At 47.5% G+C, this 13,170-nt stretch carries 11 protein-coding genes; all 11 read right to left on the reverse strand.

Features of this window, described 5'->3' with window-relative positions; genetic code table 11:
* Positions 1 to 467 precede the first annotated feature (467 nt).
* Entirely contained in the window at positions 468 to 1,685 is a 1,218-nt protein-coding gene (locus K9G39_RS07570; RefSeq protein WP_292004317.1) for a glycosyltransferase family 4 protein, read from the reverse strand.
* 10 nt (positions 1,686 to 1,695) lie between these two features.
* Positions 1,696 to 2,628 carry a glycosyltransferase family 2 protein gene (locus K9G39_RS07575; RefSeq protein ID WP_292004318.1) on the reverse strand — a complete coding sequence of 311 codons (933 nt, stop codon included), beginning with the start codon at positions 2,626 to 2,628 and terminating at the stop codon, positions 1,696 to 1,698.
* Positions 2,629 to 2,638: 10 nt separating this feature from the next.
* Positions 2,639 to 3,745: an O-antigen ligase family protein gene (locus K9G39_RS07580; RefSeq protein ID WP_292004319.1), complete on the reverse strand. Its 1,107-nt coding sequence runs from the start codon at positions 3,743 to 3,745 to the stop codon at positions 2,639 to 2,641.
* 80 nt (positions 3,746 to 3,825) lie between these two features.
* Positions 3,826 to 4,962, reverse strand: a complete 1,137-nt coding sequence (locus tag K9G39_RS07585) for a glycosyltransferase family 4 protein (RefSeq protein ID WP_292004320.1) — start codon at positions 4,960 to 4,962, stop codon at positions 3,826 to 3,828.
* Positions 4,963 to 4,966: 4 nt separating this feature from the next.
* Positions 4,967 to 6,028 (reverse strand): GNAT family N-acetyltransferase, encoded by a 1,062-nt coding sequence (locus K9G39_RS07590; RefSeq protein ID WP_292004321.1) that lies wholly within the window; start codon positions 6,026 to 6,028, stop codon positions 4,967 to 4,969.
* 39 nt (positions 6,029 to 6,067) lie between these two features.
* A complete protein-coding gene (locus tag K9G39_RS07595; protein ID WP_292004322.1) occupies positions 6,068 to 6,865 on the reverse strand; it encodes a PIG-L family deacetylase in 798 nt (265 codons plus the stop codon).
* A gap of 2 nt (positions 6,866 to 6,867) precedes the next feature.
* Entirely contained in the window at positions 6,868 to 7,992 is a 1,125-nt protein-coding gene (locus K9G39_RS07600; protein WP_292004323.1) for a glycosyltransferase family 1 protein, read from the reverse strand.
* Positions 7,993 to 8,035: 43 nt separating this feature from the next.
* Entirely contained in the window at positions 8,036 to 8,713 is a 678-nt protein-coding gene (locus K9G39_RS07605) for a polysaccharide pyruvyl transferase family protein (RefSeq protein WP_292004324.1), read from the reverse strand.
* A gap of 179 nt (positions 8,714 to 8,892) precedes the next feature.
* Positions 8,893 to 10,197 (reverse strand): glycosyltransferase, encoded by a 1,305-nt coding sequence (locus K9G39_RS07610; RefSeq protein WP_292004325.1) that lies wholly within the window; start codon positions 10,195 to 10,197, stop codon positions 8,893 to 8,895.
* A gap of 37 nt (positions 10,198 to 10,234) precedes the next feature.
* Entirely contained in the window at positions 10,235 to 12,001 is a 1,767-nt protein-coding gene (locus K9G39_RS07615) for an ABC transporter ATP-binding protein (RefSeq protein ID WP_292004326.1), read from the reverse strand.
* Between the two features lie 63 nt (positions 12,002 to 12,064).
* The gene (locus tag K9G39_RS07620; RefSeq protein WP_292004327.1) at positions 12,065 to 13,150 is read right to left on the reverse strand and encodes a GDP-L-fucose synthase; all 1,086 of its coding nucleotides are present in this window, start codon (positions 13,148 to 13,150) and stop codon (positions 12,065 to 12,067) included.
* Positions 13,151 to 13,170: the final 20 nt, after the last annotated feature.

Raw genomic sequence — 13,170 nt, forward strand, 5'->3', positions numbered from 1 at the left:
ATGCAACATTCCTGTCAAAACAGCCCTTGCTCCCGATGCTCGGCATCCTTTTCAACGCCTTGGGAAACCTCGAATTACCCTGTCATGATCAAGCCGGCAACAGCACTCCTGCAAAAAAACACCCGACACCCTCTTCTGCGCCTCAGCTTTCCGGGAATCGGATCGAAGAACCGCTTGGCATAGCCCTCGTGCTCCGGTATGTGGGAAATGTGAACGACATAACTTGGTTTCGCGGGAGATGATCGCGGGCATCATCACGGAGGTGAACGTGGTGTTCAATCGTCTGGGGAAACAAGTCTACAATGCCTATATTTTGTAAGCTTCAATGGCAGGCTCAGGGATAAATTCCTTAATGTGACGTAGTTTGCACGTCTGAATGATGCCCATTGTCATTCCTGTGATGCATCGGCACGGCGGACTCACCGACACAACTGCCGCAGTGATTGCGCAACCGGAAAATATTCATGTCAGGCAGGGCAATACCTCCCGTTCCAGAACCTGATGATAATCCGGCCGGCAAGAGTACCTCTCCGCTTGCCCTTGACCTGAGCGGAAACGACAGCATCCCACATGCCACGGCAAAACCGTTCAAGTCCCCAATCGGCAATAATATTCCGGGATACATCCCCCATCTCACGCCTGCTCCCAGAATCAAGGGCAACGAACCTCTCCAGAACACCTTCGATCTCTTCCTGGCTGTCCGGATCGAATACAAAACCATTCTCTCCATCTTTAACCAAGGCTTCCGCACAGCCACATTTTTCGCTGACCAGAATCGGAAGCCCGGCAACCATCGCCTCGTTGACTACCAGCCCCCATGTTTCACCGAAAAGACTCGGCAGAACCAGTGCGGAAGCCTTATGGTAATAGTGCACCAATTCGGATTGCTGCCTGAAAGGAACAAAAAAAATCTGCCGATCCAACAAATCCCCAGCAAGCGCAACCAGTTCCCCGTGCTCCGGGCCATCGCCAATAAAAACAAGCGACCATGCCACCGCATGGAGATTCCCCGCAATGTTCCTGAATGCCATGAGCAGTTTTTTCCAGTTTTTCTTTGGAATCTGCCGTCCTACACAGAGCAAAAAAGAAAACTGCAGGAACGGCTCCTGCCGGGAAAAGCCTGCAGTTTCGCCATGCCGGCAGAAAAATGTGTTGTCAACGACGTTGACACCATAGAAAAGCTGCCCCTTCTGAAACCCGAAGTACCGGTAGGTTGAATCATGCGAGGGCGCGGGAATCACCATCGCATCGACAAGGCTGTACACCTGCCTTTTGACCCAGTCGACATACCAAGGGCGTGGCACGTCATCGAGACGTGCATCGTCGAAAACGACAACAGGCCGTTTTTTCCTTGAGCACCATCTTGCTGCTGCTGACCCGGAAGGAAATGCAATGGGACCAGCAATCACCACATCGGGGTCAAGCTCGTCGAGCTTCTGGATCACCGCATCAACTGCCTCGCCAGCCCCGATCTCCTCCATTGCCCTCGAAGTGAAAAGCTGAAACCAGCGCAGCTCCCCGACCGGTGCCGTTGCCACATCGAAACTGTAAGGGGAACCCTTACCGGCTATCTCCACGATATAAAGCTCGACTCCTTTCAGGGAGAGGTAATGGTTCAGTTGTCGGAGCCTCGAAGGCCAGTACAACCTGAAATCCGTATGGACAATGACAACTTTCCGTATCATGAGCACCGGCTCAACGTCCGAACTGTTTAAAAATGTTTCTGGTCAAAGCCTGGGGCATCGCGCACAACAACAGGTAGATGTAAAGCTTCTTGTTCAACGGCTGATAGTACAACCCCTTCAGGGTTTCCACAAGAGCACTGCCTCTCAACCCAAGCCGAAGATAGATGGAAGAGCGCATCTTGTGCCACATTGAAAGATAGTTGTCGATATCGCGCGACAGAGCTTCCGGCTTTTTTTTAAGCTCGGCAAGACCTTTCCCTACAGGATCGTCGGGTTCGGGCATCCTGTTCGGCCGGTCATCATAGGTATGGGCTTTCTCCTGCCAGAAAACAGCGAGCGGCTTGGTGCTGTACACCGGTGGTTTTCTGGCGGCCAGACGAGCCCATGTCAGCAGATCCTCCCCGGACTTCACGTTGAGCGGAAATCCCCCGATCTCATGCAACGCATCCCTGCGGATACAGATCGCCGAAGACCAGAGCGGGGGATCGGAGCAGGCTGCCACTTCGAAATAGTTCTCCAAAACGCCCCGTTCACCCAGGAACGGCACCCTGTTCAGGATAATCGGCCGTCTGTTGCCCTGATAATCACCGGCAAAATAAGCTGTAGCAAACACCTCGTGGTCGGGAAAACCCTCATGCAGAGCTGCTATAGTTCCAAGAAAGTCAGGATTCCACTCGTCATCAGCGTCAAGAAAAGCCACCCATTCACACCGGGCGACACGCCATCCGTGGTTCCTTGCTGCGGAAACGCCTGCGTTATCCTGTTCCACAAGCCTTAGGCATGCAATATCCATGGTACGCACAACCGATTCACTGCCATCTGAAGAACCGTCATTGACAACGATGATCTCCCTCGGGCTGTAGGTCTGCATCAACACGGACTGCAAGGCCCTCGCTACGGTATCCTTCTTGTTATAGAGAGGAATAACGATTGAAATATCCATGTTCACAGGATCACGTCTTGTCATCGTAAGGAGCATATGCCATTCCGATCAGAACAAAATAGAAATCAGCAAAAAAGACTGTCGATTTCAGCATGTTATCTGAATACATTGACATCAGGAACGTCACGGTCAGGATCATTGCACTGGTCTGCAGAAGTATCCTGTACTGGTTCTTTTCATTCAGAAACCTGCCGTACAGTGACAGAAAGGTAGGGATAAAACCGAACAACAGCAGGCCAAGACCTATATTACCGTAATTATAGAGCACTGAAAGATAGTCATTATGAGCCTCGCTTACTCCCGATCCACCAACGACCTTTTCAAGCAGGTAAAGGTCTGCCCTGGGTCCGTTTCCGACCAGAGGCGACGCCTTGAGACCAGGTTCGTAATACCTGTAGAACTGAGACCTACCGCTGGTATTGAAAACCGAATTGGATTCATCATAGTAGTTCAGATTGGACTGTAAATCCGTTAGCTCTCCCTTTCCCTGAAAGAAGGTCTTTTCCTGAAATGCTTGGGTGTTGAATACAAATATCGCCAGAATTATACCAGCAACCGCAAACGAAATTTTCGAGAGGATGTTGCGGTTGGCGAAATGCAGGATCAGAATAACAAGAAAAACAAGGAGCGCCATTCGGGTAACATCTAAGAAAGGGATCAGAAAGAGTACCGCATATACCCCGAAAAACCTTGCTTTCTTGGAAAGATAAAACGCGCCCATGCTGACAGCGGCCATAACGGAAAGCAGCATTGGAGTATAAGCCGCATAAGGCGTATATCCTTTGTAGAAAAGAATTCCATAAGCAAAAAGAAGAACAAGAACGAGGCACAGAAGAAACATTTTCTTGTACAGCCAATGCAGTTTTTCCTTGTCGTAAGTGAAACTGGATGCCACAACCCCCACGATAATCGGCAGCATGTACTGCAGGGTAAGCTGAACCCCGAAGAAGGAGAAATCCGCTGCGAGCCATACCACCAGGTACACGAGCCAGGGAATCCAGAAACGCAGGGGAAATGACCTGGTTGCCTTTACTGTCAGAAAATAGTAGACCGAAACTGCAAGCATCAGAAGCCAGGCCCATCCCGTGAGGCCGAACCCTGCTATTTTAGCATCCAATGCAAATATGTACGCTATGAATGGCAAAAATGCGCAGAAAAACAGCCAGCCATAGAAATGATAGAACTGTTTATTGTCCATCACGCCTCCGATTTGTAGAGATTGCGAATTTTTCGATCGAAATGCACGACATCAAAATCCGATGCACGCTGATGGGCATTCCGGGACAGCTCGGCCCGTTTCACCGGATCGAGCAGAAGCACTTCCATCATTGCCGAGAGCTCCTTATTGCTACCGTTTTGAAACAGCAGGCCATCGAGCCCATGCGTTATGATCTCACTCAAGCCGCCTGCCCTTGACGCGATCACCGGTTTCGAAGCCGCCATGGCCTCCACGGCACTCAGGCCGAAACCTTCAAAACGGGAAGGCACCACCACGGCATCTACCGCAAAGAAGTACCTCATGGCATTTTCCCATGGCATTTCTCCAGCAAACAGCACATATGGCCACCAGGATTCGTGGCCATATGTTTCTTTGAGCACGGGCAAATCAGGACCATCGCCTACAATCAATAGTCTTGTATTATTGTATTTTTTAGACAATTGAGCAAAAGCTTCAAAAAGTATATCCAGCCCCTTTTCATGCCGTACCCTTCCCAGATAGCCAAAAATAAACATCGAACCATTTTTTTCCCGGATAGCGAGGATATCATCGGTCGGGGATCCAGACAACTCGATCACCCTTGCAGCATCGACAGCATTATAGAGCGTACAATGTTTCAGGAAATGTTCTGAATCATGTAGAGGATCACCACAAGAATTTCCGAACCAGGATTGTTCCACATTGCGTGAAACGGATATAAACGAATCGCAAAGCTTTGCAGCAACCCGGAGTATCATTTTCGCATGAGGTCCATGAGATACCGTATATGGCTGATGTACCGTTGCAAGCACGATTCTGATCCCGGCAAGTCTTGCTGCAATAATCGCCAGTGCTCCGGGAGCCATATATTGCACATGAACAGCATCAGGACGTCGGCCTGCAAAACATTTCCGCAGTTCCCCGATTATCCTCAAAAAGCCGGACGATCGATCGAGGTTAAGAAGAATAACCCTCCCCTCCGATCCCCCGAACTCTTCAACAACCTTCATGTCAAACTCAAAATAACATATAATTTCAACATTATGCCCGGCCTTGACGAGAGCCTTTACAAGATACAAGGTCTGCATCTCCGTTCCCCCTCGAAGCAGGCAAGGTATTGCTATCAGAACGTTCATACGTTTATTTCCTGAAGTCCTGCAAACGATTGAATGCTGACAATTTGAACCTGGAAAGCAGTGACGGTGAGAACGCATCGAAACCATAGAGGCTCGCGGACTCCCCAGCCCAACCGTGCTTGTAGTTTTCCATTCCACGCAGGTGATCAAATATAGCAACACCTCTCTCAAAACACTCTTCGACAAGAAAAGAAAGATGAACCTTGCTGGGAGAGTAATTACTCAAAGCATTGAGATACGAAGGCATATAATAATAGAACCGGTCGCGATATAAAAACCCGAAATGCCAGGATATCGGCTTGTTGTCCAACCTCAATTCCGAAAAATGAACGAGCCCGGCCTCGCTTCCAGTGCGAAAAACACACTCATGTAAACCGGGAGCCTTGTACGCACCCGGCCATTTTTCAGCATGTGTATCCATGAACAGACGAAACGAATCGAGCGCATCATCCGTTATCGACGGAGAATAAGCATGATAGCGAAGCGATCCGTTCTGTGCAAGCCTTCTTTTCTGACGGCCGATGTCCTGCCTGAGACTTTTTTTCAATGTTGACAGATAATCCTGATAATCCTGATAACCGGCTAAGGAAACATAGGGACAAACGTCAGGTAAAGGTTTCCATGCATTGGTTCCCGGATACCTCATTCCGGTCAATTCCACCTTGTCGCAGCCACCAAATCCCTCACCCAGGATCCAGTCTTCGAGCATGCTCCAGAAAGAACTAATCAATCCATCGGTGTTCTCGGCGACAATAACAGGTTCATGGTAATCAAAATCAGAATAACCCGCAGGCACGATTACTCTGATCCAGGCATTTTTCCAGTTTCTCCTCCAGAGAATAAGGGGGAGCATAACCGATACACCCTGAGCCCTCGCAACGATATAAAGCGGCTCGATATGCCACAACCGGCGGTAGGTATCAGTCCATGCCTTTACCATGACGGGATGATTGAATACATGTACATCGGTTGATTCATGCATCCATCCATTCCATTGTTCTATAAACGAAGGGTCGTCCACTTCGTCCCAAGACCTGTAAACATTTAATTTCCAGGAATAGGTCATACACTGTATTCTATGTTAAAATGCCAAACAATGAACCTGTTACATCCTGACATCTTGGCGACTCTCATCAAAGCCAATGCGCGTCATGATTTCATAAGGATAATCGAACATGGCAAGCATGAACCCTGGCAGCACCCCACTCCATGGCTTGCCATTCGGTGCAAGAGGTGCAAGATATGCCTCCATGAGGTTTTTTTTCAGAGCCATCTGCCTCCGAACCGAAATACGCACAGTATTTTTCCAATCGATATGCCAAAAATCTCTCAAGGGAAGTGAATAAGGCAACCAGACCCAGTACCCAAAAACCGAAACCTCTTTCATTTGAAGCTTTTTGATCACAGAGCAAGTCAATTCAAATGCAGCGACATGATCAAATGGCCATGTCTCCAAAGGGTGGGTTACCAGAATGCTGTCAGGTTTGACATCCGTGACCACCTTCATGAGACATTCTTCTGCATCTGCAAACCCTTGACTTCCAATGCGCGGAACTCCCCCGTCGGGAAAATGGAAACGAACAACATTCTCAGGCCCTATCTTGAGGTTGCCGAGTACCGCATCACTGATTTTAATACGTTTTTCGGCAACCTCCGCCGGATCTAATTCCTTGAGACTCTTTTCACCGTCGGTCAGATAGGCAACACAGACCCTTGTATTATTATCCAGAAACCGAATAAGAGACCCGCCTGTACCGAGAATCTCATCATCAGGATGAGGCGCTATGATCAACACACGTTCAGATTTTGGGATATCAACCTCAGGAACGAATGCCAACCATGTTTTCAGCAGAGCCTGCTTTGCTCTGAAATAATATGGCTTTAATAATTTTCTGATGGACATGCTCACATGTTCGCTGTATAGAATTTGACGTATGATTCCGCAGTCCGCTGCCAGGAAAACCCTGCAGCGTGCTCAATGGATCGCTTAACCAGTTCCCAGTAGCCTCGAAATCCCCTGTCAAACTCGATCATGAGGTCTGCCATGCCGCCGAAATCATCCGGCTCGACATACAGGGCAGCATCACCACCGGCCTCAGTCAGAGAACTGTTCCTGCAGGTCACCACCGGCGTACCACAAGCCATGGACTCAAGGAGCGGCAGACCAAAACCCTCGTATTTAGATGGAAACCAGCTCAGTGTCGATGCAGTGTACAAAAGACGAAGCTGGTCATCATCGACATGTGAAAGCATACGAATCCGCCCGGATTGAATTTCCGGAGCAAACTCTTCAAGATACTCTGCCGGAGGATTTCCCCATACGAGAACCAGGTCGTGTTCCAATCGGCGCTGCAGCGCAAGCCTGAATGCACGCATGACAGCGATGGTATTTTTTCGCCCGCGATCGCAGGAAACCGAAACAAAAAAAGGACGATCGACAAAACCGCTCTTCCTGAGGGCAATAAAAGCATCCTTTTTGTCCGATGGATAGAAAATCCTGCCATTAACGCCCCAATACGCAACAGTTACTTTCTCCGGAGATACACCCATAAAAGTTACAATATCTTCCTTGGAACTTTTGGAACAGGTGATTATAGCTCTACAGGTTCTTGCAAGAGAAGGGTAGTGTTCACGGGCATAATCATGGCCGAGAAAATCCTCCGGATAGCTGAAAAACATGGCATCATGAATCGTCACGACAGTACGTGACGACTTGAAAACAGGTGCATAATTGTGAGGAACATGAAGCAAGTCATGCGGTGCCACCATATTCACAAGCGGAACCCTTTTATACATCCATTCCAGATGGTTCCCTGGCGGTATCGGCAGGTTGACGTGCCTGAAGCCATCTGGTCTCATGGCAAGCCGTCCCCTTATCGTTTGAGTGAATATCGTGAGGTCAAAAGGCAACTCAGCTAAACGGAGCAGTGCATTTGCCAACTCATAGGTAGTACGGCCTATACCTGGCAGATATAGGGAACCGGAACGGTAAACCATACTGTTACCGTCAATAACCAGCCTTTTTCTCATACCGGATTACGGTTTCTGCCCATACACTCCATCGACAAGACTGTTAGTCCAAATAATTGGCGAGATTTAAATATGCTGAATGGAGGTCTCTTTTAAGAGGTTCGACACTACTGCTCTTGTCCGTAACTCTCGAAAGGAAATAATCGATAGGCTCATTCCCGTCAACCTCTATCAACTCAAGATCTTTTTCCATCGCAGAGTAATAATCCCTGTACTTGTGATCATGACGTCGGGAGATATTCCGCCGTATCACATACATGATATTGGGAATTCCAAATGCATCAGCAGTAACCAAGCCATGTAAGGAAGAAGAAATCACGTTTTTGCATTGCTTGATGTCTCTGATGACATTTGCAGGTTTCCGCCGGACATCGATTATTGTTGCTCTCTCTCCGAATCTTTTTTTCCAGCGGCTCACAATCGAATCATTTATATCAACAAAATGAGGAACGATACCAAGTTCATATTTTTTAGGCTCCGGCTCCGGATAAACAACAGCAACAAGCAACCCTGGATCTCCAAGAAGAATATCCCCCCTAATACCAAGATTTTTCTTTGTGAGATATCCCCGAACCCCCTGTATCCTTGCTTTTTTGAATGTTTTGCATACATCATCCATACCAGCACCAAGTATTATTCCCGAAAAATCATCAGGTGTACTCTGCAACAATGTCCCAACGGACAAAAACTCGGCTTTTCTGACGTTTTTGATACTTGGCATATAATGCGAAAAAACCGGTGTAAATCGGTAATGCCTGAGCAATAGCGGCGTCAACTGATCACCGAAATTCGAATAAAGCCCCCAGTAAGCATAAACAATATTCCCTTGTATAGAACCTATACCCAAAGCAATTAGCTTCTGCGTTAATCTTGATATTTCCAGACAAGTCATTTTTTATATTAACGATCATTAGATGCTATCACTTTTTTGTATATCCCCATCAATTCAGCGACATGCTCCTTCATCGACCGAACAGATGACTTTCCTCTCAAGGCCATGCTTATGGCATCGACACGTCTGTCGACAAACAACTGCATCGAGCAGGTTAACGCAACCGGATTGTCCGGTTCGACAAGAAATCCGTTGCTGCCCTCCTGAATCTGCTGTTCCGCACCTCCGCATCGGGTAGCGATTACAGGCTTACCCATACTTAAGGCTTCAGCTATGTTCAACCCGAAAACCTCAAGACAAATCGTAGGATGGACCAACACATCGAGTTGTGAAATCAACGTGTCAGCAGATTCTTTCGTGACCTTTCCTTTCCAGATTATTCGTTTGTCGCTCGCATATTTCCTCATCAGCCTCCGCATGTAACGTTCTTCCGGCTTGTTGCCGGCCCCACCAATGATGTGAAGCTCCGTTTTCCCGGTTACTCCGGAAAAGGCTCGAAGCAACACATGCACTCCTTTGACGTACGATATCCGACCGAGAAAGAAAAAGCGTAACGGTGCATCAGAATCTTGTCTCGCAACTACAGCCTGTGATTGTACAACTTTGACAACGGTTATTCCATGAGGCACTATTTTTATTTTATCTTCCGGCGCCCCATTGCGGAACATGCTTTGAGCCATAGCTGCGGAAGGAGCAACAAGTAGAGAAGCCGAATGCACAATATCATTCCATCCATCCAGTTTTTCCCTTATGGAAAGCGCTGACGTCCCTACAGGCGTGACATAGTAGAGAAAAGGCATACGTCTCAATGCCGCCCCTAACGCAAGTCGTATCCTTAAGGGAAGTAGCCGCAACAACGGCCAGACACCCATCCCCCAGCGAATATTATTGTGCAGCACACATCTCAAACAGTCACTGTCATTTGCAGTGACAGAACAGATATCGTCGGCATGATTAAGCAGTGCACCAGCTGGACAGAGAATGCCCCCATGGTGTGCCGTCACGATAAAGGGAAGCCCTTCAGTCGCACATGCTTTTGCAAAAACCTCCTTCATGCCGTGAGCATGCACAATATCCGGTTTTATGTCCTTCAGCAGATCGGTGACCTCATTCTTTTCGGCAAACTCTTCTGAACATACTGTATGAACAGAGCACCCTTTGTAGAAAAGCTGTGAAACTGAACTATCGCCCGGGGTCGCTATTTGCAGATCTACACCCTGTTCGATCAATTCATCGACCAGCTGCCTGACATATACCTGCCCGCCCCCGTAATCCGAAAAAAAATCACCGGAAGCGACAATCAGTAGTCTCATGCCACCCCATCTTCTTTATTGATCACCGAACAATGCATCATAAAGCAACATCTTTGTATTCAGCAATTCTTTGAATAACACCCTCGGACAACTCCACGATGTAATCACACTTCTCGAGGGTAGAGAGTCGATGAGCAATAATCAGGACAGTGAGTTCTTTGCTGAGATCGTCAATAGCGTTCATTACAGATTTTTCCGTATGACTGTCCAGGGCGCTTGTAGCCTCATCAAATATGATAACATCAGCCTCTTTATAGAGTGCTCGGGCAATCCCGATCCTTTGGCGTTGTCCCCCGGACAGACGAACACCCCGCTCACCAACTGTAGTTTTGTATTTCTCTGGCAATGTCTCTATCAGTTCCGCGATCTGAGCCTGAGAAGCCGCCTTACGTACCCGGTCTTTATCAATCCGGTCTTTTGGAATGCCAAATGCTATATTTTCTTCAATAGAGCTGTCTGCAAGAAAAATTGACTGGGGAACATGGGCTATATGTACCTGCCATGCCCGACCGTTCTGTTTTGTTATTGACTGCCCATCTACTTCAATAACCCCTTCTGTTGGCTCAAGAAGCCCCATGAGTATATCGAGCAATGTGCTTTTTCCACTACCGGTTGTGCCGATAAAACCGATACGGCTGCCTTTGGGAATACTGAAATCGAGGTTTGTCAAAACCCTGGGAGCATCTGTTCCATAGCGAAATGAAAGACCTCTGAAACGTATCTCTTTTCTGAATGATAACGGCACAGGCTGAGGCTCATCAGCATATTCAGGCATTTGCTGATCAAGCAGCGACAGCGCATCATCGAGGGAGGCCTGATTACCCTGTATCCCTGCCCATGCTCCGTATATCTTCTGCAGAAGCGGAAGCATCCTCTGAGCACCGAGAGCAAGCAGTCCAAGAAGCGGAATCGCACTCACCAACCCACCCTCTTTCATTGAAAGAGAATACGACAACCCGGCAATCAACAGCATCCCGAGAGCTTCGACGACAAACCGTGGACTGTTGCTGAGAAAAGACACATTACCTTGTGAACGTCGCAATGGAAAAATGGATTTTCTGAAGATATTGCAGTACTCCTCCTGACTTCCATCAAGAAGGATATCACGAATACCTCCCATGGCCTCCTGAAGCAATCGTATCATCTGATTGCTCTCCTGCGCTATCAACTGACTGTGCTGCTGTAATCGGGAACGGGTTATTCCGATAACAAGTGCATATATCAATCCAAAACCGCCGAAAGCCATCAAAGCGATCAGTGGGTTCACTGACAGCATGACGAACAGTATCGAAACAAAGATAAGTGTGGAGCTTATAAGATCGAGAATATTGACGAACGCACTGATAACACTACCGGTCTTCGAAGATATTCCTGCAATCACATCACTGCTGTTGCGTCCGATGTGAACAGCGTAGGGCTGATACAAGGTATGACGATATACACTCATACTCAGATCGGCTACGGTCGCAAAGGATAACCGGGTACTGAACCACAGCATGAACAGACGCATCACGCCTGAAACAAGAGCCGCAAGGCCAAAAGCCACGGTCATCGGAAAAACAAGCTGATTCGGAGATGTTATGCCCAGAATATCAATGAAAAACTTCGCCCGATGATGTTCATAAATTGTTTCCGGCCTGGTCAGGGCAGAAAGAAACGGAAGCACAGCGCCAAGACTCAGTACTTCGGCAAAAGAGGCAAGAATCATCAGAATAAACAGAAGCAAAAACTGTATCCGTCTGCGTCTGCTGACATGGCGCCACAGGCTGTATAAAAGCTTTATGATACTCTGATTGGAATCCAAAGGAATACTCTCTTTAATAATTTTTATTTAACGGAATAAACTCATGCAGATGTCGCCTGTATCTTATAAGGAATATTCATTGTACACTTTTGAGACGCCCTCTTGCAGGGATATTGTGTATTTCCAACCCAGCGATTCAAGTTTGCTGACATCCAGCAGTTTTCTCGGAGTGCCATCAGGTTTCGAATCGTCAAAACAAACCTGCCCACGGAAACCAACAATATCCTGAATAAGAATTACAAGTTCCCTGATGGAAATATCCTCACCAGTTCCTATGTTGATATGCGTATTACGGACTTGAACCTTTCCTGATTGAAACATATCTCTGAAACAAAGATTCTCCATTATGTAAACACATGCATCCGCAAGATCATCACTGTGCAAAAACTCCCGCCGGGGAGAACCTGTCCCCCAGATAGTCACTTGATAGTTACCTGGAGAGCTGAGAGTAATACCATACTTGTCAAGAACATCGAGGATCTTTTCCCAGGGTGCTGAACCATCGACGCCATCAATCGGGTTTTTATCGAGATCGTACCTTACGGAGTCACTTTCACCGTCCATCAGGCATTTTCCAAGATGGAATTTTCTGAGAAGTGCAGGCAAAACGTGGGATGTAGCAAAATCGAAATTGTCTTTAGGGCCGTAAAGATTGGTGGGCATCACAGACAGAAAATTCATACCGTATTGCAGATTGTAGCTTTCACAGAGCTTTATACCGGATATTTTAGCGATCGCATACGGTTCATTGGTGTATTCGAGTTCACCGGTAAGCAGGCACTCCTCTGACATGGGCTGTGGTGCATATTTCGGATAGATGCAGGAGGAGCCAAGAAAAAGCAGATCTTTTACCCCGGCAAGATAGGAGCCATGAATGAGATTGGCTTCAATCTGAAGATTTTCATAGATGAACTGCGCCCGGTATGTGTCGTTTGCGGCGATCCCCCCTACTTTTGCCGCTGCCATAAAAATGTAATCCGGTCTTTCCGTCGAAAGAAATTCAAATACGGCTTTCTGGTCAAGAAGATTCAGTTCAGACCTGTCACGAACTATAAGTGCATTATAACCGGCATTCTCAAGTCGGCGTACTATTGCTGAACCAACAAGTCCTTTATGCCCTGCAACATAGATTTTCCTTATATCACTCATATAATTATAAAAGGACTTTT

It is taken from the genome of Chlorobium sp. (assembly GCF_021740465.1).
Lineage (GTDB): Bacteria > Bacteroidota > Chlorobiia > Chlorobiales > Chlorobiaceae > Chlorobium.